This is a genomic window from Streptomyces sp. NPDC017890, from assembly GCF_044328675.1.
GTDB lineage: Bacteria > Actinomycetota > Actinomycetes > Streptomycetales > Streptomycetaceae > Streptomyces.
In genome coordinates this window covers 1-26,493 of sequence record NZ_JBIRHU010000044.1, presented here as the reverse complement: position 1 = coordinate 26,493, position 26,493 = coordinate 1, and the positions used below count along the sequence as shown (strand labels likewise).

At 68.4% G+C, this 26,493-nt stretch carries 22 protein-coding genes, 1 tRNA gene and 2 pseudogenes; 20 read left to right on the top strand and 5 right to left on the bottom strand.

The window, feature by feature from the left end; all coding sequences use genetic code 11:
- Positions 1 to 94: 94 nt before the first annotated feature.
- A pseudogene (locus ACH4F2_RS34290) lies at positions 95 to 388 on the bottom strand (ATP-binding protein); the annotation flags it as partial.
- A gap of 538 nt (positions 389 to 926) precedes the next feature.
- On the opposite strand from ACH4F2_RS34290, the gene ACH4F2_RS34285 reads away from it, so the two are divergent.
- Together ACH4F2_RS34285 and ACH4F2_RS34280 are read left to right on the top strand one after the other, a co-directional pair.
- Entirely contained in the window at positions 927 to 2,396 is a 1,470-nt protein-coding gene (locus ACH4F2_RS34285; RefSeq protein ID WP_398136624.1) for an SAVED domain-containing protein, read from the top strand.
- Positions 2,397 to 2,432: 36 nt separating this feature from the next.
- Positions 2,433 to 3,286, top strand: a pseudogene (locus tag ACH4F2_RS34280) (IS5 family transposase).
- Positions 3,287 to 3,299: 13 nt separating this feature from the next.
- Here the strand turns inward: ACH4F2_RS34280 and ACH4F2_RS34275 are convergent.
- Positions 3,300 to 3,443: a hypothetical protein gene (locus ACH4F2_RS34275; protein WP_358484752.1), complete on the bottom strand. Its 144-nt coding sequence runs from the start codon at positions 3,441 to 3,443 to the stop codon at positions 3,300 to 3,302.
- Positions 3,444 to 3,842: 399 nt separating this feature from the next.
- On the opposite strand from ACH4F2_RS34275, the gene ACH4F2_RS34270 reads away from it, so the two are divergent.
- Genes ACH4F2_RS34270 through ACH4F2_RS34255 form a run of 4 tightly spaced genes read left to right on the top strand, consistent with a single transcriptional unit; the run spans position 3,843 to position 7,148 of the window.
- A complete protein-coding gene (locus tag ACH4F2_RS34270) occupies positions 3,843 to 4,820 on the top strand; it encodes a hypothetical protein (RefSeq protein ID WP_398136623.1) in 978 nt (325 codons plus the stop codon).
- Positions 4,817 to 5,401 carry a hypothetical protein gene (locus tag ACH4F2_RS34265; protein ID WP_398136622.1) on the top strand — a complete coding sequence of 195 codons (585 nt, stop codon included), beginning with the start codon at positions 4,817 to 4,819 and terminating at the stop codon, positions 5,399 to 5,401. Before ACH4F2_RS34270 ends, ACH4F2_RS34265 begins: the two co-directional genes overlap by 4 nt.
- On the top strand, positions 5,395 to 6,675 hold the full coding sequence (locus ACH4F2_RS34260) for a HesA/MoeB/ThiF family protein (RefSeq protein WP_398136621.1): 1,281 nt from the start codon (positions 5,395 to 5,397) through the stop codon (positions 6,673 to 6,675). Before ACH4F2_RS34265 ends, ACH4F2_RS34260 begins: the two co-directional genes overlap by 7 nt.
- Positions 6,672 to 7,148 carry a Mov34/MPN/PAD-1 family protein gene (locus ACH4F2_RS34255; protein WP_398136620.1) on the top strand — a complete coding sequence of 159 codons (477 nt, stop codon included), beginning with the start codon at positions 6,672 to 6,674 and terminating at the stop codon, positions 7,146 to 7,148. Before ACH4F2_RS34260 ends, ACH4F2_RS34255 begins: the two co-directional genes overlap by 4 nt.
- Before the next feature lie 276 nt (positions 7,149 to 7,424).
- Here ACH4F2_RS34255 and ACH4F2_RS34250 read toward each other — a convergent pair whose 3' ends face one another.
- Positions 7,425 to 7,703 carry a hypothetical protein gene (locus ACH4F2_RS34250; RefSeq protein ID WP_398136619.1) on the bottom strand — a complete coding sequence of 93 codons (279 nt, stop codon included), beginning with the start codon at positions 7,701 to 7,703 and terminating at the stop codon, positions 7,425 to 7,427.
- 789 nt (positions 7,704 to 8,492) lie between these two features.
- Complete coding sequence (locus ACH4F2_RS34245) at positions 8,493 to 9,191, bottom strand: hypothetical protein (protein ID WP_398136618.1); 699 nt, start codon at positions 9,189 to 9,191, stop codon at positions 8,493 to 8,495.
- 446 nt (positions 9,192 to 9,637) lie between these two features.
- Here ACH4F2_RS34245 and ACH4F2_RS34240 point away from each other — a divergent pair, with 446 nt between their 5' ends.
- The 8 genes from ACH4F2_RS34240 to ACH4F2_RS34205 all read left to right on the top strand — a co-directional run bounded on the left by ACH4F2_RS34240 (position 9,638) and on the right by ACH4F2_RS34205 (position 13,879).
- On the top strand, positions 9,638 to 9,799 hold the full coding sequence (locus tag ACH4F2_RS34240; protein WP_398136617.1) for a hypothetical protein: 162 nt from the start codon (positions 9,638 to 9,640) through the stop codon (positions 9,797 to 9,799).
- A gap of 8 nt (positions 9,800 to 9,807) precedes the next feature.
- Complete coding sequence (locus ACH4F2_RS34235; protein WP_398136616.1) at positions 9,808 to 10,026, top strand: hypothetical protein; 219 nt, start codon at positions 9,808 to 9,810, stop codon at positions 10,024 to 10,026.
- A 286-nt stretch (positions 10,027 to 10,312) separates the two neighbouring features.
- A complete protein-coding gene (locus ACH4F2_RS34230) occupies positions 10,313 to 10,633 on the top strand; it encodes a transposase family protein (RefSeq protein WP_398136625.1) in 321 nt (106 codons plus the stop codon).
- Between the two features lie 149 nt (positions 10,634 to 10,782).
- Positions 10,783 to 11,184, top strand: a complete 402-nt coding sequence (locus tag ACH4F2_RS34225) for a hypothetical protein (RefSeq protein ID WP_385073096.1) — start codon at positions 10,783 to 10,785, stop codon at positions 11,182 to 11,184.
- Positions 11,185 to 11,301: 117 nt separating this feature from the next.
- Positions 11,302 to 11,589 (top strand): helix-turn-helix domain-containing protein, encoded by a 288-nt coding sequence (locus ACH4F2_RS34220; protein WP_385073093.1) that lies wholly within the window; start codon positions 11,302 to 11,304, stop codon positions 11,587 to 11,589.
- Positions 11,586 to 13,172: a helix-turn-helix domain-containing protein gene (locus ACH4F2_RS34215; protein WP_398136615.1), complete on the top strand. Its 1,587-nt coding sequence runs from the start codon at positions 11,586 to 11,588 to the stop codon at positions 13,170 to 13,172. Before ACH4F2_RS34220 ends, ACH4F2_RS34215 begins: the two co-directional genes overlap by 4 nt.
- On the top strand, positions 13,172 to 13,744 hold the full coding sequence (locus tag ACH4F2_RS34210) for a transcriptional regulator (protein ID WP_398136614.1): 573 nt from the start codon (positions 13,172 to 13,174) through the stop codon (positions 13,742 to 13,744). The genes ACH4F2_RS34215 and ACH4F2_RS34210 overlap by 1 nt, the downstream gene beginning before the upstream one ends.
- Positions 13,745 to 13,805: 61 nt before the next feature.
- Positions 13,806 to 13,879: transfer RNA gene (locus ACH4F2_RS34205), tRNA-Met, on the top strand.
- A 425-nt stretch (positions 13,880 to 14,304) separates the two neighbouring features.
- Here ACH4F2_RS34205 and ACH4F2_RS34200 read toward each other — a convergent pair.
- Positions 14,305 to 15,324, bottom strand: a complete 1,020-nt coding sequence (locus ACH4F2_RS34200; protein WP_398136613.1) for an HNH endonuclease — start codon at positions 15,322 to 15,324, stop codon at positions 14,305 to 14,307.
- A 307-nt stretch (positions 15,325 to 15,631) separates the two neighbouring features.
- Here ACH4F2_RS34200 and ACH4F2_RS34195 point away from each other — a divergent pair, with 307 nt between their 5' ends.
- The 6 genes from ACH4F2_RS34195 (at position 15,632) to ACH4F2_RS34170 (ending at position 26,056) form a co-directional block, all read left to right on the top strand.
- Positions 15,632 to 16,996 carry an ATP-dependent nuclease gene (locus ACH4F2_RS34195; RefSeq protein WP_398136612.1) on the top strand — a complete coding sequence of 455 codons (1,365 nt, stop codon included), beginning with the start codon at positions 15,632 to 15,634 and terminating at the stop codon, positions 16,994 to 16,996.
- Positions 16,997 to 17,056: 60 nt separating this feature from the next.
- Entirely contained in the window at positions 17,057 to 17,458 is a 402-nt protein-coding gene (locus ACH4F2_RS34190) for a hypothetical protein (protein ID WP_398136611.1), read from the top strand.
- A 373-nt stretch (positions 17,459 to 17,831) separates the two neighbouring features.
- A complete protein-coding gene (locus tag ACH4F2_RS34185; protein ID WP_398136610.1) occupies positions 17,832 to 19,001 on the top strand; it encodes an exonuclease SbcCD subunit D in 1,170 nt (389 codons plus the stop codon).
- Between the two features lies 1 nt (position 19,002).
- The gene (locus ACH4F2_RS34180) at positions 19,003 to 22,017 is read left to right on the top strand and encodes an AAA family ATPase (protein ID WP_398136609.1); all 3,015 of its coding nucleotides are present in this window, start codon (positions 19,003 to 19,005) and stop codon (positions 22,015 to 22,017) included.
- Between the two features lie 752 nt (positions 22,018 to 22,769).
- Complete coding sequence (locus ACH4F2_RS34175; protein ID WP_398136608.1) at positions 22,770 to 23,447, top strand: restriction endonuclease; 678 nt, start codon at positions 22,770 to 22,772, stop codon at positions 23,445 to 23,447.
- Between the two features lie 182 nt (positions 23,448 to 23,629).
- Positions 23,630 to 26,056: a Helicase associated domain protein gene (locus tag ACH4F2_RS34170; RefSeq protein WP_398136607.1), complete on the top strand. Its 2,427-nt coding sequence runs from the start codon at positions 23,630 to 23,632 to the stop codon at positions 26,054 to 26,056.
- Positions 26,057 to 26,493 lie beyond the last annotated feature (437 nt).

Genomic DNA, 26,493 nt, shown 5'->3' with positions numbered 1-26,493 from the left:
AACAAGGACCTCGACAATCCTCATTCTTGCTGGTCAGAGGCACTTTCTGCTTTCCTGACCGCCTGCCGGACAGCCCGCTTCATGAAAGCGCGAGGTTAAAGGTGAGCCGGTCGACGATGGCCGCGCAGAGGCGGGGGGCAGTGAAGGTCTTCGTCCAGCCGCCGAACGACTCGTTGGAGGCGATCGCGACGCTGTTCTTCTCCTCGCGTTCGGTCAGGACCTGGAAGAGGAGCTCGGCGCCGTGGCGGTCGAGCTCCATGTAGCCGAGTTCCTCGATGCAGAGCAGGTCGACACGGCCGTAGCGGGCGATGGTCTTGTTCAGGTGCTTTTCGTCCGCGGCCTCGACCAGCTCGTTGACCAGCTTGGTGGCGAGTGTGTAGCGGAGGCGGTTCTCAAGGCCCGCCAGGCCCTGACCGCCGGCCGCTTCGCCCGCTCGGTCGAACGCCTGACCGCCTACACCGAGGCCTTGTGGAAGACGGTGCACCCCGACGCCCGCCACCGCTGGCGCGCTGCCGAGCCGCGCTACGACCCGGTGGTGCGAGAGATGGACTTCTCAGTGTCACGACCAGCCAGAGGTGAGGCCTGCGTCGACGACTTGAGAGCCTCTGGCCTGCGGGATCTCGACTAGGGCCGGACGACTCTCTGAAACGTCTGACCTGCTGCTTCTCTGATTCGAGGTCCTCTGACCTGGCACGCCGCAACTTGATCCGGACACACATCAACTGCTCTCGGACGCGGTATGAAGCAGCGACCGAGAAGGCTTTCGGGGTCCTGGGCGGTATGCCGGTGGGCGGGCGAGAGCCTGCGGCCCCGCCCGACTGCCGGTGGGTGCGAGGGCTTCCCACTTGGCCTTGCTTGCGGCGATGATCGGCTGAGCATGCCGATGGCCGTAAGCGCGGCGGCCCGACGCCTGGGAGATCGTTTCAGTGCCTGACCTGCCTGCCCCGAGCTCGACGGGTGTCCGTATTGCTGGTGACCGCTATCAGTGGCTGGCTGCGTGGCAGGGGTGTGTCGCCGCTGTCCGGGATGCGGCGCTGCGTGCGTCCAACCCGGTGGTGGCGGTGGGCGTCGAGGTCGACGACGCGGGGAACTTGGACGATGTCGTCTTGTACCGGCAGGTGCCGCCGCACACCTACATGCAGGTCAAGTACGCCGCGGACAGCTCTACCCCGGTCAACGGTGACTACCTGCTCAAGCTCAGCGATCGCGGCGGCCTGTCGATCCTGCGGAAGATGGCGCAAGCCTGGGAGAAGCTCACCGAGGGCGGCACTCCGGTCGATCTCGCGTTGCTGAGCAACCGGTCCCCGGATGCGGAAGACCCGCTGATCTCGCTGAGGGACTCCCGCACTCAGCTTCTGGTTCCGAAGGCGGCGCAGCAAGGCCCGGGCTCCAAGAAGGGTCAGGCACGCAGGCGTTGGGCCGACGGTGCCGGGCTGAGTGAGGACAGGCTGCTGGACTTGCTGAAGGTGCTGCGCTTCGACCTGGCACGAGACGTGATGCACCTGCATGAGCACTTGCAGATGCTGATGTTCGCCGCAGGGCTGCGGTTCAGCGAGGAGGCCATGCACTCCGGCGTGGACTGGGTGGCCCGTCAAGTCGCCGACGGGCAGCGCCGCCTGTCCCTGGCGGATATCAGGGAGGCGATCCGGGCCCTGGGCCTGGAAGCCGGCTCATCGCGTCCGGTGCTGTCCATCGCCACACTGAAGCCGGATCCCATGGCGGAGGACGCCGATTACGCATTGGACTGGGTGGATCGCTTCGAGGGAGCCTCACCGTATGTGAAGCGGCGTCCGCTGGCCCCGGCCACCTGGGCACAGTTGCAGGCGGACATTGAGGCCGCGCCGTACCGGATGCCGCCGGGCACCACCACGGTCGCTGTCACCGGCAGCCTGCGTCTGGCACCCGCTTTCGTGGTCGGTGCCGCCTTCCGCATGGTGGCCGGCTCCGACCTTGCCGTGGCTCAGCGTGAACAGCTGTGGTCATCCACCGCAGCGTACGACTCTCCGCTGACGCCAGCCGTCGATGAGCACACCCTTGACCTTGGAACGGATCTCGCCGTGGCCGTCGCGGTCGCCACGGACCCCACGCAGGACGTGCTGGACTTTTTGCGCGAGCATCAAGTGCCCGTCTCCCGGCTGCTGGTCTTGCGCCCGCCCGGAGGGGCGAAGGACAACTCCATCCCGGATGCCGCGACGGCCAGCGCGTTGGCCGTCGGTATCCGGGACCTGCTGCGCCGTGCCTGCCGCGCACATCCCGCGATCCACCTCTTCCAGGCCGGCCCCATGGGCCTGGCCCTGCTGCTGGGCAACCGGTGGAACCGGCTGCGCCCCACCACCGTGTACGAGGACGTCAACGCACAGCAGGTGTATGAGAAGGCCTTCGTCATCGACGCATGAGGGCTCGCTAACTGGCTCTAACAAAAGCTGCTGATCATGAGGCTGTCGGCCTTTCCGCTCGTAGATCTGGGTATGGGAATCCGTCAGTCGCGGCCGTGGATCGTGTCAGACGAACTGTGGTCGCTGGTCGAGCCGTTGCTGCCGAAGCCAGGGCCGAAGAAGGTGGAAGGTAGACCGCGGGTGCCGGACCGGCAGGCGCTGTGCGGGATCCTCTTCGTCCTGCACACCGGTATCCAGTGGGAGTACCTGCCCCAGGAGCTTGGCTTCGGCTCGGGGATGACGTGCTGGCGGCGCCTGGCGGCCTGGAACGAGGCCGGCGTCTGGGACCGGCTCCACCAGCTGCTGCTGAACGAGCTGCGGTCGAAGAACCAGCTGGACTGGGAGCGGGCGGTGATCGACTCATCCCACGTCCGCGCGGCCCGACGGGGCCCAAAAGTGGGCCCAGCCCGGTCGACCGCGCACGACCGGGCAGCAAGCACCACCTCATCGTCGACGGACAAGGCATCCCACTCGCCGTGTCACTGACCGGCGGAAACCGCAACGACGTCACCCAGCTCGAGCCGCTGCTCGACAGGATTCCCGCCGTCGCGGGCCAGGTCGGCCGACCCCGCCGACGCCCCGACGCACTCCTGGCCGACCGCGGCTACGATCACGACAAGTACCGCCGCCTGCTCTGTCAGCGAGGCATCCGCCCGGTGATCGCGAAGCGGGGCGAGCCGCACGGCACCGGTCTGGGCACCTTCCGCTACGTCGTCGAGCGCACCATCGCATGGCTCCACGGATACCGCCGCCTACGCATCCGCTGGGAGAGACGCGACGACATCCACGAAGCCTTCCTCGGACTCGCCGTCTGTCTGATCACCCACCGCCACGTCCAACGCCTTTGTTAGGACCTCTTAGCCCCTACGGTCCCGCCGCCGGAGGCGTCGTGGTGCCGCGTGCCAAGCGCATGTCATGGTGGAGCCGGGCGAGGCGGTCGCGGGCCGTGAGCCAGCCCAGCGCGACGGCGACCGGCAGCGGGCCGTGGAAGAACAACAGCCCCTCCACCGCAGCGGTCCCGCCCAGACGCTGAGCCCGCTCCCCGGGCTGTCCCTTCGGGGTATGCCCGCCGGAGATGCGAGGAGTGTGTCTTCCCTGGCCGGCTGTCTCGTCCCCCTGCCGTTAGCCGAGATTTGCATCGGTCCTGGGCCCGGCCCGGCGGGTCCTCGATGCGAGGCAGCAGCTCAGACAGTCCCTCTCACCTGCATCAAGCACGCGGCTCCGATGCGGATGGCCGCCGCCGTAAATGATCAACTAGTCCTGGTGCAGGAGGGTTTGTCAGTGGTGGGTCTTACTGTGGTGAACGAGCAGCCATAGATGCCTGTTTGTGGCCGCCGCGCCCCAGCCCGGGGTCGGCGGCCGCGGCGTGCACCCGGGCTGGACGACGCGCCCGAGGAGGCACACCGCATGGGGATCGACGACGCATTCGACGCGTTCCAGAAGACCGTCAACGAAGACATAGACAAAACCAGACTGGCCCGCGAGCGCAGGGACCTGTTCAAAACCGCGCTGTTGAGCGAGCCGGACGTCGTGGAGACGTTCGGCTCGGGTTCTCTGAGCCGCAGCACGCAGCTCAAGCCCATCCACGACGTCGATGTCGTGATCGTCTACGACCCCGACGAGCACCCCGAGTGGGGGAACGACGGCCCGAGCGCCCAGGACGCTCTCGAGCACGTCCGCACCCAGGTCAACCGGCTGCTGAGCCAGACCAACGGCACCCACGCCAACGAGGTCCGGCACACTCTCGTGCGCAATCACGCAGTCAAGTGCTTCCTGGACGACCCCGAGGACCCGGAGGCCTTCACCGTCGACGTCATGGCCGCCCTGCGCCAGGAGGACGGCTCGCTGCTCATCCCCGAAAAGCTGAACACCCGGTGGGTGCCGGCCAACCCGGAATACCTCATCGGCCAAGTCGCCGATCACCAGCGGGACTGGCCGCACTTCCGGCCTCTGGTCAGGGTCCTCAAACAGTGGCGGCTCACCGCCCCGGTCCAGGGAGGCATCAAGTCTCTCGTCATGGAGGTCCTCGCCCTCAACTGCATGCCCAGGTCCGGCAACCGCTCCCAGGCACTGAAGACGTTCTTCACCGCCGCCGCGGTCCGCGTCCACGAGGGCGTGTGGGACCCGGCGGGGCTGTGCGGTCAGATCCAGACAGACCTGGACCATGCAGGTCTGTCCGATGCCTTCGCCGACGCAGCAGACCTCGCGGAGCGGGCCTGCGTTGCTGCCGCCGAGGGAGACACCGACAACGCGCTGCGGCTGTGGCAGAAGATCTTCGGCGACGACTTCCCGGCCCCTGCCGCTCCGGCCAAGCCAGCCTCACTGATCACCGGGACACCCGCGCTCATCACTCCGCGGCCCATCAAGGACGCACCCCAGGGATGACGACCGCACACACGCCCAACGGCCGCACGCACCACACCTGGTGGACGTGCGAACGGCGCCGACTGCACCGTGACCATGCGGAGATCACCGCTCAGTTCCCCGGCCTCGTCTGGAACGAGGCCGGAGCAGGGAGTTGGGAGGGCAGGCTGCCCCGCTGGCCTTTCGAGAGGCCCGAGCCCGAGCATCTCACCGCCTGGATCGGCGAGGAAGGGCTCCTTGTGCGTCTGGAGTACAGCCAGGCCTACCCCATGGTGGCGCCCCGGCTCGTTCCCGTGGATCCACTGCCCGAACCGTTTGAATGGACCCAGCACCGCTGGCACGTCAACGGCGACGCCAGCCTGTGCCTTCTGCGGGACGACGTATGGACGGGCCGCGAGTCGGTTGTCGATCTGTTGCTGAAGGCCGCCGGCTGGCGGATCGAGTACGCGTTGATGAAACACCAGACGATCGAGCAGATGACCGGCAGCGGCATCGTCACCGACGATCGCCTCGACCACTTCCTGGCCCAGCCCCCGTCACCCGAGGACACCACTGACCACCCTGAGCTGGACACCGGCGGACAGGACGGTCCCTCGTGCTGATCCTCATCCCACAGGACGCCGCGACCACACTCCGCGCCTCGGGCGCGTGGGGCCGACTGTCGTTGCGTATCAGCCATCCGGACGACCTAGCGGTGGTGGGCGGCATCTCCGAGGGCGGCGGCTCCATCATCTCGGTCGACCCGCCGCCTCCTGCCCCTCGCCTGCTCGCTGGCTGCGACTCCCGTCCTACCGGCTACTGGTACCAGGCCAACAGTGAACTGCACGCGCTCTGGTACCTCCTGCGGGCACGGCGGAGCACATCCATGAAGCTGGACGCGTTCAAGGACGCGGTGCCCAGCGGTTTCAAGACGCCGGGCGACGGCGGCTATGTGGCCATCACCCACGCCCCCGGCGTGAAGGACGCCTTCCCCGAAAGCGGTCTGCCCGACCTCGTCGCCTGGCACGTCACCCGCGCGGGCTTCCAGCCCATCGAGGCGTCGGCTGAGCCCGAAACCACCGGGATTCGGCAACTTGGCGGTCACTGGCCCGTAAAGGAACTGCAGAACACCCGCATTATGCTGGTCGGAGCGGGGAGCATCGGCTCGGCCACCGCCCACGCTCTGGCCGGCTACGGCGTCGGCCATCTCACCCTCGTCGACCCCGACCGCCTCGACTGGCACAACCTCGTCCGGCACACCAGCGCCCGCCGACACATCGGCCGGCACAAAGTCACCGCCCTCGCCGAGGAACTCGCCGCACTGCGCCCCGACACCACCGTCAGCGCTCTGGCCCTCGACGTCATCGAGCACGCAGACCACATCCGGGCCCTCCGCGCGGACACCCACCTCGTCGTATGCACGGCAGACGGAGTAGCCCCGCGCCGCGTCACCGGCCACTTGGCCCGCCGCGCCGGCCTCACCGCAGTGCTCGCGTGCGTCCTGCAGGACGGCGCCCTCGGCGAAATCCTGCGACTGCGCCCCTGGCCCCAGCACGGCTGCCTCACCTGCAGACGCCGGACCCTCGCCGAGGCAGGCGGCCTCGACCCCGAGCCCGCCCTGGACGCCGGGTACGGCACCGGCACCCGCCACCGGCCGATGACCGCCGTCGGCTCCGACCTGCATCTGGTGGCCCAGCTCGCAGCCAAAACCGCCGTCGCCACCATCCTCGAACGTGCCGGACACCCCGACCAGCGACTGCCGGGAGAGCATGCCCTGCTCGGCCTGCGTCGCCAACCCGACTGGGCCTCACCCTTCGACCTCGGCCACACCGCCGAGCTGCGCTGGCTTCCCGCCACACCACCGAGATCCGGCTGCCCCACCTGCGAAGCCCCATGACCCAGCAGCCCGTCACCGCCGTGCACCTCACCGCCCCGGCCTCCCGGATCGTCACCACCGAACTGCGCACGGCCGACCACAGCACGGAGACCGGAGGCATCCTGCTGGGCCACCACACTCACGACATCGTCACCGTCCACCGCGCCGGAACCCCCGGACCTGCCGCCGTGCGCACCCCTACCTACTTCCTCCGCGACCTGGCACACGCCCAGGCACTGGCCGACGAGGCATTCGCGAGCGACGGCAGCGTCTGGGTCGGCGAATGGCACACCCACCCCGCCAGCCGCCCCATCCCCAGTGCTCGCGACGCCGCCACCTACAGGAAACTTCTCAACGATCCGGAACTGGGCTTCCACAGCGTCATTGCGGTGATCTTCGCTCCCCGGGCAGGCCGTTGGGAGGGCGCAGCCTGGGCATGCCGCCTCGGCCGCATTGAGCCGGTGCAACTGCAGCTCTCCCGCTCTGTCGGATGAGACGCCGAAAGAAGCTCGGGTGCTCAGAACGGGGGCGCCAGAGCACGTCACCGTTCACCGGTGGTTGGCCAGCCGCACCGTAGAGCTCTCAGGCGACGGCTGCCTCTGCGGCAGGGCTCTCACCGTCGGCGTCCCGGCCGTCGGCGGCGCCACGGATGCGGGGCCGCCGAACGCCCCCGGTGGTTCGACGCCGAAGCAACAGGCTGCCCGCGGCAGCCGCAGCAGCCGGGCCGGTCGTGCACGCTGCACAGGACGGCGCGCCTTACCGGCGCGGTGTCAGTCGTCGTCGGGGTCGTTGCGGCCGACGAACATGTCGTCGAGGGCTTCTTTGGTGATGGCTTCAGTCTCGTCTTCGATGGCTTGCTGGGCGGTCTGGCAGATGAGCTGGTCGAGGGTGTCCATGTAGCCGCCGGTGCGCTCGTGGAGTTCTTCCTCGAGGTCCAGGAGCGAGCCGGGCTCGTGGTCGTAGAGCCGGAGGTTGGAGTCGTAGGCCCGCAGCACGGTGCGCCATCCCTCCTCCTGCCCCGCGTGGAAGGGGATGGGGTTGATCCGCATGACAGGCAGGCTGCTGCGGAACTGCTCGGAGGCGCGGGGCCGTTCGCTGCGGCGGCGGTTGTGCAGGCCCTCGTTGACGATGTCGGTGGCGCCCGCGACCGCTGTAGATGACCGAGAGGCGCAGGCGGGCCTGGAGACAGTCGAAGTAGTCGAAGGCACCGGCCAGGTCGCTGTCGTGGATGCGGTCGATTCCGTCGATGAGGAGCAGGGAGGTACGGCTTTCGCGCATGGCGTGGATGACCGGTTCGGTCATGTCGGTGCTGCGGTAGGTCCGCTTGTCGATGTTGACGGTGTGGTCCATGCCGAAGAAGTCCGCGAGCGGCAGGGACCAGTCCATGTTGCTTTCATGGCGCGGAGGGACGTTGATGTAGACGACGGGGGTCCACTCGCTGTCCGGCCTGCGCTCGGTTTCCAGTAGTCCCTGGTAGGCGCGTCCGATCTGGAGCAGCAGCGTGGTCTTGCCAGCACATCCATCGATGATCATGCTCATGCGTTTTCCGGTGGGGCGGAACCGGTTGGTGCGCAGGGTGCGCCGCGCGTCCTTCAGCCCCTGGGTCACATCGGGGGTGGAGACGGGGATCATCTCTCCGTGGTAGATCATCCGCGGGTCGGTGTCGGTGGCCTTCGTCCCCTTGGGGGCGCAGTCCTGCAAGTCCGGCGGCTCGAGTTTGCGGTGCACGAAGTCCATGAACCCCTCCCGCACTGTGAGCAGTTCGGGATCCAGCGGCGACCACCGTGCAGCGAGAGCTGCGGTGGCGGCTGGTTTCGGGGCGGTGCGCGCAGCGTCCATCACGTCTCCTGCGGGTCTTGGCTGGGTGGGGGTGGGTCCTGATGGGGCCGCGGCGCAGGCCGCTCGGACGGATCCGCTGCCAATTCCCGGAAGATGTCGCCGGCTGATCCGCCCAGGCTGTGCGCTCCCGCCGGAGCGGGACGGCGCCGCGGGGGCCGGGGCCGGCCCGGCGACGCTGGCGGGGCGCCGGGTTCGGGCACAGCGGCCGGCAGCGCGGCACGGCGGCCTGGGAAGAGGTCCTTGGCATCGACGTTGAGGGATGGTGCGGGCGTCACGCTGCCGGGTTCGGCCCTTGTGATCCCTGCATACGGGTTGGCCGGTGTTTCGGCGGTCTCCAGGGGCTGCGGAACGAACGCGGCCACCGGCTTGACGGAGGTGGAGGTGGGGGAGGGGCCGCGCCGTGCGCGGGCCAGGAGATCGTCCACGGCCCGGGCGATTTCTTCCTCGCCGCCTTCCCGGCCGACGAGGCCGGCGACGAGGTCGGCGGCCTTCTCCCACAGGTACTGGGTCCACGAGTCGCGGATCAGGTGCTGGCACTTGAAATCGAAGGGCACCCACGGACTGCGGGCGGGGTCCTTTTCGACCGTGTGGTCGTAGAGCCACACCCGGCTGGGCTCGTAGGGGTTGTAGTAGACCGGCCAGCGCCGGCCCTGTCCCTTGATGCCGGTGTGCCGGTTCTGGATTCGATCGAGGGTCAAGGGTGGAAGACTCCCCATCATCGCCGGCAGCATGCACGGTAGGTTCGTGTTCTCTGAGGAGGTTTCGGAGAGTGGAGAGGTCACTCATACCGTGACCTTTGTCCATCCGCTGCTTGAGTGATCGATTTCTGTCTTAGCTTTGCTGTGGTGGAGTTGGAAAGGTGGAGTGGAGTGGTACGAAGTAAGGCGTCAGCATGGGCGTATGACTGATCTTGATCACCAATGAGCGGTGTACATCGCGAAGCCGCAGGTCGCGGGTTTGATGTGAATACGAGTGGGGTATTCGCGCCGGTCGGCGGCCAATGGCCTTGGTGTAGATCATTGAGTGGGTTTGGTCCCGGTGGGATGCCTGGTTCGGCTGCGCCCGCGGCTTGCCCCCGCCTAGGATCCGTCGGCAGGTCGGCACGCCACGAGATCGCGGGAGGGCCCGGGATGCAGGAGCGGCAGTGGATCACCGCTCGCCGCAGCGAACTGGACCCCTCGCCGAGGAGTTGGCCAAGCAGCTTCAGGAAGTCCAGGTCGAGCGGGACGAACTGGCGATCGGGGAGCGGGTGTTGAACCGCCTGGCTGAGCAGGTCCAAGCCGACGCCGGGCTGTCGCTCAGGTAGCGGCGCAGGTGGCCGGGCGGGCGGTCCTGCTCATCCCGCACCGCAGCGACGCGGCCGATGAGGGCGCGCTGCCCGGCGACTACCGCAAGATCCTGGCGATCGTGCGGGAGGCCGACGGCCCGGTGCAGGTCAGGGCGGTCGGCGAACGGCTGGGCCTGGACGCCTCGGTGTGCGGCAAGCTGGAGCCGCTGCGGGCGAAGATGACCAAGCTCGCCGACCGCGGCTGAATGCACAAGCGTCCCGACGACAGGTTCATCGCACGCGCGCAGGTGTAGGGAGGCGTGCACCGGCGGGGCGTAACTCGCGGGCCCCCGGCGGCAGTTGAGTTTGGTGTGAAGAAAAACAACCATCCCGTCGAGGGCTTTGACGGCCTTGCCTACATTGCCCGCCTGCTGCTGTCGAGTGCCACCCTGAACTGGCTCGCCGATCTGATACGCGGCCACTGCAAGAAGATCAGATCACGGTGGCGGGCCCCTCGGGGAAGATCGCCGCCATCGTGCTCGCGGTACTGCGCTGCACGACCAGCTCACCGCCAAGCTGCGGGCGGCCGGCCTCGGCGCCATCGCCGACCTGGGCTTCGTCGGGCTCGACGACAGCAGTCCCGACGCCGACCTGGCGGTGATCACCGGCTACAAGGCCGCCCGGAACCGGCCCCTGACCCGCGGCCAGAAGCTGTCGAACACCGCACTGGCAGCGGTCCGGGCACCGGTGGAGCACGGCTTCGCCCACCTCAAGAACTGGCGCGTGCTCGGCAAGGTCCGCACCGACCCGACGTGGGCGACCGCCCTGGTCAGGCCCCTGCGCGTCCTCACAAACCGCGAAGTTTCCCGGTGACCGACGATCTTCACCGAAGTCATCCACCCACGACCACCACGAGCATCCCGAACCCCGCACACACCAGACCCGTGACCAGCAACTTCACGATGCACACTGCTCAATGGCCGCCCGCTGTCCACAGGAGGCCCCGGCAGGCTTCTTGAGCTATGGACATCAGCTCGCCGGGTATCGCCCGGCACAACAAGAAGACGCCGCGCTGCGAACGCCACGATGCCCTCCTCCAGCCCGAGGAGCGCACCGAGTTCGCGGCCCGGTTCCCGGCCGGCCACCAGGCGCAGATGGCGTTCCTCCTGGCCCGCTACGCCGGCAACGCCTCCCTGGTCGCCGCGCTCTTGGGCACTGGAGTGCGTACGGTGCGCCGCCACTGCCGTGGGTGGCCGCCACCGCCCGGGCTCCGGCTGCGCCGGGCCCTGCGCCGCCGTGTCGTGGATCTCGTGTGCCCGCGGTGCCTGTCCGATCGTGCGGTGGAACAGGCGCGCCAGGCAAATCGGGAAGCCCGGCGCGCGGCCCGACGGCTTCCGCATGATCCCGGCGGCGTGGATCGCTGACATACCGGGTGCCCGAGATCTTCAGCTCCCTCAGAACACTAAAAGCTTTTCTGCATTGATGATAGTGAAAAGCTGATTTAGATGCGGAAGTTGCATAGATTCGGGTAAGATGGTGGCATGGGATTGCACTTGGAGGAGTCGCTGCGGCTGACGGTGGCCGCGTTGATGCAGGTAACGGGTGAATCGCAGCGGTCGGTCGCGGGGGTGCTGGGACTGACGCAGACACAGGTGTCGCGCCGGCAGTCGGGCGCCATCTCCTGGAGCCTGCGCGACGTCGACGTCCTGGCCGAGCACTACGGCATCGGCGCGCTGGATCTCCTGGCGGGTCCGACCAGAGCGTGCGAGGCGCTGCCCGCCGACAGGCGCCGTACCGTGCGGACCGAAGCGAGGGGGACGGACCGGTGAGCGACTTCGACGCGATCGACTCGCTGCTTGACACCGTCGGCCCCCAGGCCGAACTCCCGCCCTCCCACGTGCGCCGCGAGCTGCGGGAGCGGGCTCGGCTGTCCAAGGCACAGGTGGCACGCGCGCTCAGCGTGAGCCCCTCAACCCTCAGCGGATGGGAAAGCGGCCGGGACCCGGCCGGCGAGATCCGCACCAAATACGCCTACCTGCTGGACGGACTGAACGCCAAGCTCGCCACCGAGACCGAGACCGAGACCGAGACCGAGACCGAGACCGAGGCGGCACCGGCTGCGGAGCAGCCCGTCACGTCAGGCACGGCCTCGACCGCCACCCCCTTGTCTTCGCCTGACCTCGGCCAGGACGAGGACGGGGACGACGTGGAGCTGCTCGTCGCCCCCGAGCCCTGTGTGCTGTGCGGCCATCCCGCCGGACAACGCGTGGCGGGGTTCGCTCAGCACCTGACCCCGGCCGACTGCCGGCCCACCGCCACCGGGGCCCCAGCTGCCCCGCCAGCCGGACAGCCCACGACGCACACCTTGAAAGCGCCGCTGCGCACGCCACGTCCGGCACGTGCGGCGGAGCGTTCCAAGGGCCCGGCCCGCCACGCGTTCCAGGAGACGTCCGGCCCCGTCGACCTGATCCGCGAGGCCGTGCAGGGTGCGCTTGCCGAGCACCGGGGCGACGTCGACGCAGCCACGGCGGCGCTGGTGAAGCGGGCCATCCCGGACGCGATGCGACTGCTGGACAAGACTCGTAAGGGCGCCCGCTACGACGTGATCGCGCACCCCTGGATCCCCGACATCCTCAAGAAGCAGACCGCGCGCGGCGCGGACCAGATCTGGGAAGCCCGCCCCAAGTGGACCCGGCACGAACTCCCACCCGGCCGGCATCAGGTGACCGCGCTCGACATCAACGGCGCCTACCTCTCCGCCCTCAAGACGCACCTCCCTCTGGGCCAGCTCGAGCACTCCACCGGCCTCGCTCACGACCGCCGCCGCTCCGGAGTCCACCTGATCACCCCGCCCGAGTGGGAGCACGAGGCGGTGCTGCCCAATCCGATCGGCCAGCGGGACGAGCCCGGTCCCCTGTGGGTCACCGAGCCGACGCTCCGCCTCCTGCTGCGCCTGTCCGGCCCCAGGCACCAGCTGTGCGAGCCTCCTCAGATCCACGAGTCGTACACCTCCGGGGCCACGGAGAACCTGCTGGAGAAGTTCCGTATCGCCCTGAAGGACGCCCGCGACACGGCGATCGAGCAGGGCGACACGGTGACGCTGGAGTACGTGAAGGCGATGTACTCCAAGTTCGTCTCCACCATGGGGGAATCGAACTACAACCGGGAGCTCTACCGCCCGGACTGGATGCACCTCATCCGAAGCCAGGCCTTCGCCAACCTCTGGCTCAAGGCACTCAAGGCCCATGACGAGGGCCTGGCCGTCGTCCGGGCGATGGGCACCGACGAACTCCACGTCATCGGTGACTGGCGCCGTGTCTTCCCCGAAGGCCGAGCTGTTACCGAGGTCAAGGTCAAGGACACGTACACCGCCGGAACCGACGCCGCTGAGCACCAAGGCGAGGGGGAGTAGTGCCGCAGAAGAACATCGACTTCGGACGGTTCGGCGCCCAGGGCATCAAGGGCAGCGACGCCGTCGCGCGCAAACTCGATGAACTCGCGAGCGGCATCGCCACTCCCGTGACCGCCAAGCGCGGCTGGATGGCGCGCCTGCACTACCTGACGAAGTCGACCCAGACCCTGAAGGCCGCGCAGGACGCCGGACTCACCGTGACCCACCGGACGCTGAAGGCCTGGCTGGAGGGCAAACGCCGCCCCTCCAAGACCAGCCTGGAAGGCATCGACCAGGCGTACCGGACGGTGCGCCGTCACAACGTCGCCCGCCATCTCCTCAGACGCCTCAACCGCGACGGACGCGGCACCCGGGTGGAGATCCACCCGCTCAACCAGTCCCAGGTGCCGCAGCAGCTGCAGCGCGTGGTGGAGTACCGGACGATGAACGTGCGCCGCTGGGACCGCATCGTCGGCTCCTGGGCGGCCGGCGACCATCAGGGCCTCGACGCCGCGTGGCAGGACACGATCGTCGACCTCGGCTCGCAGTGGGGCCAGTACGAGTACGTCACCAATGTCGGCTTCGCCGCATAGAGCCCGCGCCGAAACGTGGTCTTCGGCGCCTGCTGGGATGGCGTACGGTAGGGGACACCGACGCGGGGTGGAGCAGCTCGGTAGCTCGCTGGGCTCATAACCCAGAGGTCGCAGGTTCAAATCCTGTCCCCGCTACTGCCGAAGAAGCCCGGATCTACACGATCCGGGCTCTTTCGCGTTCCTGGACGATACTCACCGCGCCATCTGTTTTCTCCCGCCTGGCGCCGCCGCCGTGTCGGCACAGGTCACCATGGATACGCGGGCGTGTCGGGGCCGTGATCCCCTCAGCGGCCGCTCAGCCCTGCACACAGTGAAGAAGGCGGTGGGGTGTGGTCGGCGTGGCAGCTTCGGGGACCGGGAGTGGCAGGTGCGCGGACTGAGCGTCGGCACGACCTCCGCGCCGTCCGCAACTCGATGGGCTGCACGAGAGGCCCGGCACTGATTGTCGTACGGTTCGGACCTCTGCGAACGAGGCTGGTAGGAGATCCGCTCCGGTCGCCGCCAGGCGAGCTGGTCGGCCTCCTTGGCCGTGCCCGGCCGACTGCCGTCCGGCAGACGGACTACAAGTCCACTGGAAAGTAGTCGCCTTTGTGGAGATTGCAGATCCAGTGGGCGAGCTGGACGTTGAGCAGCGTGTGCTCGCCCCCTGCGGTGAGCGGGATGCGGTGATCGAGGGTTGCGCACCACATGTCGGGCCAGGCCCGTTCACGCTCGACGGCCGTCTTGCATATCTGGCAGATCCAGCCGTCGCGTTCGTACACCGCGAGAGGATCCAGACGCTCGACGGTGGCTTCCAGGCCCAGCTCGCGCATCCGGGCGGCGTAGCTGCCGGCCGCACGCGACACGCGCTGCAGGCGCTCGGACCGGGCTGCGTAGGCCGGTGTCCACAGCCGAGGTACGGACTCCTTGCCGCATACGAAGGCTGTCCAGGTGTACTCCTGGTCCGCCTCGTCCACATCACGGATGATTTCCGTGTACCAACGCCACGTCCCGCGCTCTGCCTCGAAGGGCCCGAAGGTGTCATCCAGTGGCTTCAGGCCCAGGAAGGCCCCCAGGATCAAAGACGTCGGGGTCCACGTGTGGTCGGTGACGTAGTAGAACGCCGCGCCGGTCTGCACGTGGACGGACAGCGCCACCTGCTCCAGCTGCCAGCTGCTGCCCCTGTGCGGTCTCACCTGCCAGGGGATGGCGTAATCCGGCAGATCGACGGCGCGGTGGACGGCGACGACGGAGCCGTGCCGTTCCACCACGTCGCCCGGCTTGGGCGAGTAGCCCTGGATCTCATACGGAAGGAGCGAGTCAGCAGGCAGAGTGCGAAACGCCCGCGCAGGCCGGGCGCCTTGAGGATCGGGTGAGAACACGGGCGGCCGGGTGATTTCCCCGCGCTCGATGCGGCGGTTGAAGCGCCGATTGAGAGTCAGATTGCAGCGGGGCGAGCACACGTGCCGGTCGCGGTGCTTCCAGTGCGCCCTGGCCGGGACCGGCTCCCCGCAGACTTGACACGGTTCTCCGCCCTTGGCGCGCTCGCTGGCCTTCAGTTGCTCATCGCGCCAGTCCCAGTAGGCGTTGTCGTTCCCCACCCGGCCCCCTCTCCCTCGGCCACCATAGGTCACGCCGGTCCAGCCGTACGGTGTGGTCCTGATGACTTGCCCCGTGAGATGACCACCGTGTGGCATGCGCCCGGCCTGTACGCACAGTGATTGCCCGACCGTGAGCCTCACAGCAGGGAGACGCTAACTGGCGTAAAAAGGGGAGCTGTTGCTTTGCGTCCCTCTAGGATGACTGCCTGCGATGAGTGCTCAGGCGTCTCATCCGCACGCGTAACGCCCGCACGCCACACCCCTGTCCGTCGCCCGGCGGAGCGGGGAAATACGGAGCAGCTCGACCGTGCACCTCATCCGCTTCTCCGCGTGCGGGTTCCGCTCGCTGACCTATGTGCAGGACATCCCGGTCAGCAGCCCGACGATCCTGGCCGGCCGCAACGACGGCGGCAAGAGCGCGGTCCTGGCCGCGCTGGCCTTCTTGCTGGGCGAGCACCGTCTGACGGACGAAGACCGCACCTATCAGCAGGACGAGGGCGTCAAGGGGCAGCGCTGCGCGGAGACATGGGTGGAGGGTGCCTTCCGCCTGGACACGGCCGAGCAGGCCGCAGCCGCCCCCTTACCGGCCGAACTGCGCATCCGGCGTCGCTCACGGGCCGGTGAGGCGGCGTGCTGGGAGTTCTTCGGATCGCAGCCCGCCGACAGCCGTCTGCAGGGCCTGGGCCGGCTGATGAAGAAGGACCTGGCCGAACTGGTCGCCGAGTTCGGACTTGCCCCGTCGGGCATGCTGAAGGAAGACCTGCTGGCCGCGCTCGCCGCGCACGCCACGACCGTCCCGCAGACCGACCAGTGGCAGCCGCTGCCGAAAGACCTTGAGGCACGGCTGCCGCGGCTGCTGGCGTTCGGCGGTAAGGACGAGAGCCCGGACGATGCGGTGCGCACCGCTTTGAGCAGCTGCTACGAGACCCATCTGGAGGACGAGACCCTCCAGGGACAGGTCCGGGAGATCGAGAAGGAGATCACGCAGCGGCTGGAGAAGGAAGCGGACTCCCTGTGCCGGCACATCCGCCAGCACTGCCGTGAGTTCGTCGGCGTGGACGTCAAGCCCGAGGTCTCCTTCAAGGGCGGCTTCAAAAGAGCGCCGCTGGAGGTCTCCAAGGCCGACGGCGAGCCCGTGGACCTGACCCGCTCGGGCCAGGGCAGCACCCGGCGCATCGCCCTCGCCGTGTGGGAGTGGACCAGCAGCCTCCTCGAGAGCAGCGAACTCGCAGCGACAGGCGAGCAGGACGAGCCGCAGCCCACGCAGACCATCGTCGTCTACGACGAGCCGGACACGCACCTCGACTACCGCCACCAGCGCACCGTCATGGACATCATCCGCAAGCAGTGCGCTCTGCCCCACGTCAGCGTCATCGTCGCCACCCACTCGATGAACCTCATCGACGGCGTCGACATCGCCGACGTCGTCCACCTCAAGCTCAGTGACAGCGGCCGCACCCTCGTCGAGCGCCTCGACGGCGACACCCACGACGGCATCGACTTCCACCTCGGACAGATCGCCGCCGCGGTGGGACTGCGCAACTCCGTCCTGCTGCACGAACGCTGCTTCCTGGCAGTCGAGGGCCCCACTGAGCAGCAGTGCGTGCCCCTGCTCTTCCGCCTCTCGCAGGGACTGCCCCTGCAGGCGGCCGGCATCACCCTGTGGGCCTGAGACAACAACGAAGGAGCACTCCACCTTGCGGGCTACCTCGTCAAGCACCATCGCACCGTCATGCTGATGGTCGACGCCGACAGCCGCATCAATAAGCACTTCAAGACCGAGAAACTCATCAAAGCCGGCCTCGACCTCACCAAGCAGGTCGCCTACGTCGGCGAGAGCGAGGGCTACAACGAGTTGGAGGAGCTCTTCAGCGACCTCCAGTGGGCGGCCGCCGCCAACGCCCACTGGCCCTGCCCCCAGGGCCAGCTGTGGAGCGCCGACGACTTCACCGAACACCGGGGTGGCAAGTTCAGCGAGCGCATCCTCTACATGATCAAACAGCGAGCCGCAGAGAGCAGCCCCAACGGCAAGGCCGACATGCTCTACGCACTGGTGTCCATGCTCACCACCCCCGAAGAGGTCCCCCAGCAGCTACGGGACATCTTCACCGAGGTGCAGGCCCTTGCCTGTTGATCTGCTGCTGCGTTCGCCGCTGCAGCATGCGCTCCTTGCGCTGCTCAGTGGTCGGCGCCGTCCAGGCGTGCCATCCGGCCTCCGCAGTCCATTGCCGCGCGTGCGCGCGGGCTTCGATTCCGCACCACCGGCAGCCTCCGGGCGCCACAGTGTGCTCGGTCCTGGCAGAACGCGATAACGACATCGCATCCTCCTTCCCCCACTGCTTATCTTGCCTCCTGCCACTGACAATCAACCTGCGAGCCGCGTCCGGCTCCGCCACCCGGCGGCGCATACGAAGAAACCTTTCCCTCGCGTGCCACGCCTCCGAAACAAGACCGTTTATCGGGAAAACCGCCCGTAGCTCCCACCACTCTGGTTACGGTCTGTGCCCATGAGGTTCCTGCACACCTCGGACTGGCATCTCGGCTGCCGGTTCCACGGGGAAGATCTGATCGACCACCAGCGCAAGGTCCTGGACCACATCTGCGCCACCGCCCGCACCCAGAAGGTGGACGCCCTGCTGATCGCGGGCGACATCTACGACCGTGCCATTCCGAGCCTGGACGCGGTACGCCTGTTTGACCGGGCTCTGCACCAGCTTGCCGACCTCGGTATCCCCACCGTCATGATCAGCGGGAACCACGACTCGGCCCACCGTCTCGGTACTGGCTCCGGCCTGTACGCCAAAGCCGGCGTTCACCTGCGCACCGATCCCGCCGACGCTGCCCGCCCCGTCCTCCTCGACGACGAGCACGGACCCGTCGCCGTCTACGGAGTGCCCTACCTCGAGCCCGCCCTGGCACGCACCCAGCTGGACGCCGAGACAGCCTCCCACCAGGCCGTTCTCACCTCAGCACTGGACCGCATCCGCGCTGACCTCGCCACCCGACCAGGCACCCGCTCCGTCGTCCTCGCCCACGCCTTCATCACCGGCGCCACCACCAGCAAAAGCGAACGCGACATCAGCGTCGGCGGCATCGCCCACGCCGGCGCCGACCTCTTCGACGGCATCAACTACACCGCCCTGGGCCATCTCCACCGCCCGCAGAGCGTCAACGACCGCATCCACTACAGCGGCTCCCCACTGGCCTACTCCTTCTCCGAGACCAACCACGCCAAATCCCTTACTCTGGCCGACCTGCCGGCCGACGGCGCCCCCACGATCACCCGCCACGACATCCCGGCCAGCCTCCACCTGCCGCTGGCACGGCTGACCGGCCGCATCGAAGACCTGCTAACGGATCCCGCACACGAACCTCACAGCGAAGCCTGGCTGCAGGTCACCCTCACCGACACCGCCCTCCCGTACGAGGCGATGGCACGACTCAGACAGCGCTTCCCCAAGACGCTGGACATGCGGCACGTACCCGCCGGCATCCCGGCGCAGGCCACCGACAGCCCCACCTACCGCGAACGGGTACGCGGCCGCGGCGACCTCGACATCGCCCACGACTTCATCACCGCCGTGCGCGGCACCCCACCCACCACCGCAGAGGCAGACCTCCTGCAAGAGGCCGTCGACGACATGCGCGTGCGCGCCCAGGAGAAGGAAACCGTCTGACATGCGTCTGCACTCCCTGCGCCTGCAGGCCTTCGGCCCCTTCGCTCGCCGGCACACCGTCGACTTCGACGCCCTGTCCGCCGACGGCCTGTTCCTCCTGCACGGCGACACCGGCGCCGGCAAGAGCACCCTGTTCGCCGCCATCTGCTTCGCCCTCTACGGCCTGCCGCCTCACGAACGCAACATGCGGCTGCGCAGCGATCACGCTCCCGCAGACCTGCTGACCGAAGTGACCCTGGAAGTAACCCTCACCGGCAAGCGCCTGCAGATCCGCAGAATCCCCGCCCAGAAGCGACCCCACCTGCGCAACAGCGCAGAACTCGTCGACCAGAAGGCCGAAACCTACCTGCACCAGTGGGTCCTCGACGAACACGGACACGGCCAGTGGGAAGGCATCATCAAGTCCCACAAGGAAGCCGGAGAAGCGATCAAATCCCTCCTGCGCCTGACCCGGCAGCAGTTCTGCCAGGTCGTCCTGCTCCCGCAGAACGAGTTCACCAAGTTCCTGCGCGCCGACGCATCCGAACGCCGCATCCTGCTCGGCACCCTCTTCGGCACCCGCCGCTTCGGCCTCATCGAAGAATTCCTCGCCACCCGCAAAACCCTCACAGCCAAGACGCGCGACGAGGCCCGCGCAGACGTCCTGCGCCTGGCCGAACGCATCCAGCAGGCAGCCGGCGACGACCTCGAACCCGCCCAAGACGCCCCCCGGGCCGACGACCCCGCCACCCTCACCGCACCCGCCCGCGCCTGGGCCAGCGCCCTGCACCGCCAGGCCCTCACCCTCCAAGACACCGCAACCACCGCCACCGAGACCGCCGAGCAGCAGCTGGTGCAAGCCCGCATCGCAGAACAGGCCGTCCGCGACCTCCACCGTCTCCAGCAGACCCACCGCACCACCGCACACGACCTCAGCCTGCTCCACGAGCAGACCGCCCACCACGACCGCCTCGCCGACCGCCGCGAGCGCGCCGTGAAAGCCCAGCAACTGCAATCCGTCCTGGAGACCGCACACACCGCCGACCTCAAGCACACCCGTGCCCTGGACGACGGCAGCCGCGCCCGCGCCCTTCTGCTGCCCGAACACGCATCCCTCGACGCCGCCGCCCTCACTCACGCCGCGCAGCAACTGCACGCCGACACCGGCGCCGTCCAAGCGCTGCTGCCCGACGAGGCCACCCTCCAGCGCCACACGGCAGAACTGGCCGCACTCGACCGCGAGCGCCAGCAGCTCACCGAAACCCTCACCGACGCCCAGGAACGGCTCAACACCCTTCCCCAACGCCGCGCCGCCCTGGCCGCACGCCTGGAAGACGCCCGCAGCGCACAGGAGACCAGCCGCGAACTCACCCCCACCCTCAACCTCGTCGAAAAGCAGCTGGAAGCCGCCAGACGCCGTGACGCCCTCGACCAGCAGATCAGCGCCGCCCACAAAGTCCTCAGCCAGGCCGAGAAGGACTCCGAGCAAGCCGCGAAAACGTACATCGACATCCGGCGCCGTCGTACAGACGGCATCGTCGCCGAGCTCGCCGGCCAGCTCGTCGACGGCGAAGACTGCCCCGTATGCGGTTCCCCCACCCACCCCGCACCCGCCACCGCCCAGCCAGGCCAGCCCACCGCCGCCGACGAACAGGCCGCCGAAGCCGCCCACACCCGCGCTCAGCAGAGCGAGAACAAGGCCAAAGAGACCCTGGCCCACCTGAACGAACAGGCCGCCACGGCACGCGGTGAAGCCGGCGGCGACACCCCCCTCGCCGACCTCACCGCCCACCGCACAACCCTCGAACAACACCTCGCCGACGCCCTCTCCCAGGCATCTGACGCCGGACCGGCCAGCGAACAACTCGCCCTCCTGGAAAAGGAGCAGGCCGAAACTGAGCACACCCGCAACACCGCAACCGCACGCCTGGGCGCCGCCGACGCCACCTACGACAGCCTGCACACGCAGCGCGAAGAGCTCACCCACCGCCTCGCCACCGCCCTCAACGGGCACGCCACACTCGCCGACCGCATCACCGACCTCACCCAGCACGCCGGCCGCCTCGAGGCCGCCGCCGCGTGCGCGGCCACCGTGACAGTAACCGCCGCAAGCCGCCACAGCGCCGCCGCTCTCGCGGAGCAGGCAGCCCACGCGGCAGGCTTCACTTCCCCGGCCGAAGCCTCGGCCGCCCGCCTGCCCGACGACGAACTCACCGCGATCGAGAGTCAAATCACCCACTGGCGTGAACAGTGCCTCGTATTGACCGCCCGGCTCGCCGAACCCGAACTGCAGGCAGCCATCGACCAGCCTCCGGCCGACCTCGAGCACGCCGTCACCGAACTGAACACTGCCACCGCAACCCACTCCCGCACGGCAGCCCTCGCCACCCAGGCCGCCGACCGGACAACCGCCCTGGCCACCCTCACCGCTCAGCTGGACACCCACATCCAGCGCCTGGAACCCCTCGAGGACACCTACCGCACCGTCGATCACCTCCACGGCCTCATCAGCGGCGGCTCACCCAGCAACCAGCTCCGCATGCAACTGGAGTCCTACGTACTGGCAGCCCGCCTCGAAGACGTCGTCGACGCCGCCAACACCCGCCTGTCACGCATGTCCCACCACCGCTTCACCCTCGTCCACTCCGACGACAGAGCCGCCCGAGGCGCCAAATCAGGCCTGGACCTCAAGGTCCTCGACGCCTGGAGCGGACACAAACGCCACACCGACACCCTCTCCGGCGGCGAATCCTTCTACGTCTCCCTGGCCCTCGCCCTGGGCCTGGCCGACATCGTCACCGCCGAAGCCGGCGGCCAGGCACTGGACACCCTCTTCATCGACGAAGGCTTCGGCACCCTCGACGAAGACACCCTCCACCAAGTCCTCGACGTCCTGGACTCCCTACGCGCCCACGACCGCACCGTCGGACTCATCAGCCACGTCCCCGAACTCCGCCGCCGCATCACCCAACGCCTGCACATCTCCAAGAACATCGACGGCTCCACCCTCACCCACCTGACCGAAGCGGCCGAATGACCCCACGACGGACGCCGGACCCGCCCTCGCCGACGAAACGCAAGCCCCACGCCGCGCACACTCACTGATCTTCAACCTGCCGTCGGCCCAAGGCGTAGCCACAACCGCCGGGGCTGCCTGTACCCCTCTCGGCCCCGCCGAGAAAGGCAGCCCCACAGCGCTCCCGCGTCGAAAGCCGCCCATCCCTGAAGGCACCCGACCTGCCTCCCAGAAGGAGCGCATCGAACACGTACTGCTTCATGCCATTTCTGCATGTGATCGAAGTGACGGAAACAGAGCACTGCGGTGCATGAGCACCTGCATCGGCCACCGCAGCCGTACCAGAACACGCCAGTCCAGTCCGCATGACAGGAGTTTCCGCAGATCCGAGAACCACTGTCCCGCATGTTCGAACACCGCCGGACCCGTGACCGCATCACGGCGCGTTTTCGAGGCACTGCAAAGGCCTCCGCTGATCAAACCGGCGGATTTGTCAGTGCCCGCTGCTACACCAATTCCCAGAGATCAGACCGCAGTTGGCGGCCTGACGACACGGAGGAGGAAGCAGTGGCGAAGCCGCCCGAGGGCTACTACAAGGTGCGAAGTCATTACCGACGCAAACCCCGCCCCAGCGCGAAGAAACTGAGCGGCTGGTCGATCGCAGGGCTGATCGCGGTAGTGTGGCTATGGAGCCAGCTCATCGGCTTCGGAGAGGCCTCCCCGACAACACCGCAAACCCCTACACCATCAGTGTCAGCGAGCGTGGGCCACTGATGCCCCGCCGCTCGCCCCGGCTACGCCCACCCCGCGGCGGCAGGGAACAGGCCGCCGCCGCGGCCGTCGCCTGCGCCGCACTCTGGCTGCTGGCCAAGATCGCCACAGTCACATGGCAGGCAGCCGTCCGCATCTGGCCATGGCTCGCCGTCCTCGCGGCTCTCGCCCTCGGCTACGCAGCCTGGCGGTTCATCCGTGAACTGCAGGCCCGGAAGGTGCGGGCCCAGACGTTGGCCCGGCTCCGGATCACGCTCGCGCAACTCGACGCCATGGACGACCGGGCCTTCGAGTTCGCCCTACGTGACCTGCTCCTCCGGGACGGCTGGAACGCACGGCAGGTCGGCCGACAAGGAGACCAGGCCGCAGACGTCATCGGCGAAGACCGCCAACGCGGCAGAATCGTCCTGCAGGCCAAGCACACGACCGTCGCCGGCAAGGTCGGCTCCTCAGTGATGTACCAGGTCAAAGGCACCGCAGGCCCCGCGCACGGAGCTGATATCGCAGTCGTGGTCACCAACGGCTCCTTCACCCGGGACGCCAAAACATGGGGCGAACGCCACCAAGTGCACTGGATCGACCGGGACCGCCTGCGCCGGTGGGCCGAACACGGCACGCCCCTGCAAGACCTTCTGCGCCTGCCCACGCCACGCAAGACAGCCTTCCGCCGGGCTGCCTGAAACCAAGCGGAGAAAGCCCGAGCCCCGAGCCGTCGCCCCCTATCCGCATCCGACAACACTGATCATGGGGCGCGCATGGGCTCGCAGCGCGCCCCCGCCAGAGCAGAGACACTGCGCCGCACCCCTGCTGTACGCGAGAATGAACGCGAGTCAGCCCCTCCTGCATGCCGAGGAAACGCGCGATGACCGCCAGTCCCACCGCAACAGAACACCCCGGGCGTCTGGTCCTGCGCACAGACCAGCAGAAGGGCCTCGCCAACACGGTTCGCCACCTGCGCCGCCCGCGCACCCGCGGGCACGCCGTCTCGGCCTGCGGCACCGGCAAGACCCTCTTCGCACTGCGCGTAGCCGAGGAACTCGGCGTGCGGCACCTGGCAGTGGCGGTGCCCAGCCTGGACCTGGTCGCACAGTGGGCAGCGACCGCCCGCGCAGACGGCCGCCGCGAGCCGATGATCACCGTCTCCTCGCTACGCGCCGCCTCCCACCCGTTGCTCGCCGAGGCCGAGGTCGACTCGGCCAACGCGGGGGAGTACCTGGCCTACTGGCTCGGCCGCCACCCCAAAGCGACGGTCTTCTTCACCTACGACTCGCTGTCCAAGATCGAAGAGGCCCAGCACTCCGCGATCTTCCCCGCCCCCCTCTTCGGCCTGCTGGTCGTGGACGAAGCCCACGCCACGGCCGGCACCTGGGAGAAGAACTGGACTGCGCTGCACGACAACGAGCGCATCCCTGCCGAGCGCCGCCTCTACCTCACCGCCACCCCCTATGTGTGGGACGCCCCCCGCCTGACCGAGCCGCCCACCACCAGAGCGCAACCCAAGCGCACCACCGCCACCGCACCCGCCTGGGACGACCCAGCCCTGCTGGCGACCATGGACCAGCCGCAGATCTTCGGCCCCCGCCTGCACACCTACTCCCACGCCGACGCCATCGATGACGGCGTCCTCGCCGACTACCAGCTCGTCGTCCCCACCGTCACCGACACTGAACTGCACAACGCGCTCACCGATCCTGAAGCCGGGCCCACCGCGCGCCGCACCACCGCCCTGCACTTGGCCATCCTCAAAGCCATGCGCGAGCAGGACCTGCGGCACGTGTTCGTCTACTTCCAGCAGATCGCCGACGCCGCCGACTTCGCCCGCCAGTTCGCCCACACCCTGCGCACCCTCCCCGACGAACTGCGCCCCGACTGGGCGGACGACGTCGTCGTGCAGTCCATCGACGGCACCCACAGCCCCCACCGGCGCGCCGACACCATCGCCCGCTTCAGCAACGCCGAGCGAGGCGTGCTGGCCAACGCCAAGGTCCTAGGCGAAGGCGTCGACCTGCCGGCCGTCGACGCCGTCGCCTTCGCCGACCGCACCGCCAGCGTCCGCCGCATCGTCCAAGCGCTCGGCCGCGCCCTGCGCAAACCACCCACCCTCAAGACGAAGACAGCCAGCCTCGTCATCCCCGCCTACATCCCGCCCGGCACCGACCCCACCGACCTCCTCGGCACCCCCTACGAAGCCCTCTGGCTGGTCACCGCCGCCCTGCGCCACCACGACCAGACCATCGCCGCCCGCACCCCCCGGGCCAAGAACCAGCATCCCGCCCGCGACTCCCACACCTACATCACCCGCCGCTTCCGCTTCGACCACACCCTCGACCCCACCGCGATCGCCCGCGCCCTCGACCTGCTGGTGTGGCCCTCCAGCGGCTCCGTCCTGTCTGCTCCCCGCCGCGCTGGCCTAGCCGCCGCCATCCGCTACCAAAGCGAACACAGCCACCTGCGCGTGAGCGCCGACTACGAGGACGCTTACGGCTACCGGCTGGGGCAATTCATCACCGGCCAACGCACCGCCTACCAGGCAGGCGCCCTCGATCCGGCATGGATCGCCGAGCTCGAGGATCTCGGCATGATCTGGGACGACCACGAGGCCACCTGGCAAGGCCACCTGGCCACCGTCGAGGCCTTCCACGCCGAACACGGCCACCTTGCCATCCCCACCCAACTACCTGGCGGCCAGTTCCTTGCCGACCAGCGCGCCCTAGCCCGAAAGGACCGCCTCACCCCCGACCGCGACAACCAGCTCACAGCCCTCGACCCAGACTGGAAACTCCCCTACGGCCCCGACTGGCATCGCAAGTACCATCTGCTGCGCCGCCACCTGGAAGCCGGCAACCACCCCAGCACGCTGCGCCGCGACACGGTCATCCACGGAGTGAAGGCGGGCAGCTGGCTACACCGCCAGCTCACCAGCTGGCCCGACCTCGCCCCCGGCCAGCGCGACCTGCTCGCTCGCATGGGAATCACCCCCGACCGCGCCCTCCTGGAACAGGAACACGCCGCGGGCAGGCCGAGCACATCGCGGCGGCGCACGTTCGCGCAAACCACCGAGATCCTCGGGCTCTTCGTGGCACGGTGGGGACGCACCCCCGGCGCCCGAGAGTGGATCGAGGTGGACGGCGACCGTGTCATGATCGGTCCCTGGCTCGCCAAGGTCCGCACCAAGCTGAACAATGATCAACTCCCCTCAGAGCAAGAAGAGTTGGTGTCCGCTACCCTTGCCGAGCACGGCATCGATCTGGTCCGTGCTCCTGGGACCATCGGACCATCAAGCGGCTGAGGTTTGGCCGCTGAGCTCAGTGTGACAGCAGACGCGTTCGCCCGCTCCAGGGTCCCATCTCCAGTGAGCGGGGGAGTGGCAAAACTCGAATACTCCAAAGTTTTGGAGACAAGGAAGCAGCGGCACACAGGATTGGCACGGCTCGACGTTCTAGTCGTAACTGACGATCCGTCACCAAGTACCCAGTCGGGTAGGCCAACGCCCGCCGCCCCCTGTTGCTAGCCGAATTAACCTGCACCCCAGTCATGTTGGACTTGAAAAGCGAAGGCGAGTCGGGGAGGAGGCACGATCGCGGAGCGATCGGGACACCGCACCGACGACCCAACTCGATCCGCGGAGCGGATCCGGTCCCGGAGGGACCGAGCCCAGCACCCGCGGAGCGGGTGCTGAACCGACGCGTAGCGTCGGCGCGTCGTTCCTGCGGAGCAGGACGCGCG

Coding starts and splice junctions, on each gene's coding strand:
- ACH4F2_RS34265 (WP_398136622.1), top strand. CDS start 4,817: ATGACGACCGCACACACGCCCAACGGCCGCACGCACCACACCTGGTGG.
- ACH4F2_RS34185 (WP_398136610.1), top strand. CDS start 17,832: ATGAGGTTCCTGCACACCTCGGACTGGCATCTCGGCTGCCGGTTCCAC.
- ACH4F2_RS34175 (WP_398136608.1), top strand. CDS start 22,770: ATGCCCCGCCGCTCGCCCCGGCTACGCCCACCCCGCGGCGGCAGGGAA.
- ACH4F2_RS34270 (WP_398136623.1), top strand. CDS start 3,843: ATGGGGATCGACGACGCATTCGACGCGTTCCAGAAGACCGTCAACGAA.
- ACH4F2_RS34180 (WP_398136609.1), top strand. CDS start 19,003: ATGCGTCTGCACTCCCTGCGCCTGCAGGCCTTCGGCCCCTTCGCTCGC.
- ACH4F2_RS34170 (WP_398136607.1), top strand. CDS start 23,630: ATGACCGCCAGTCCCACCGCAACAGAACACCCCGGGCGTCTGGTCCTG.
- ACH4F2_RS34250 (WP_398136619.1), bottom strand. CDS start 7,703: ATGCGGATCAACCCCATCCCCTTCCACGCGGGGCAGGAGGAGGGATGG.
- ACH4F2_RS34190 (WP_398136611.1), top strand. CDS start 17,057: ATGCTGATGGTCGACGCCGACAGCCGCATCAATAAGCACTTCAAGACC.
- ACH4F2_RS34220 (WP_385073093.1), top strand. CDS start 11,302: ATGGGATTGCACTTGGAGGAGTCGCTGCGGCTGACGGTGGCCGCGTTG.
- ACH4F2_RS34225 (WP_385073096.1), top strand. CDS start 10,783: ATGGACATCAGCTCGCCGGGTATCGCCCGGCACAACAAGAAGACGCCG.
- ACH4F2_RS34255 (WP_398136620.1), top strand. CDS start 6,672: ATGACCCAGCAGCCCGTCACCGCCGTGCACCTCACCGCCCCGGCCTCC.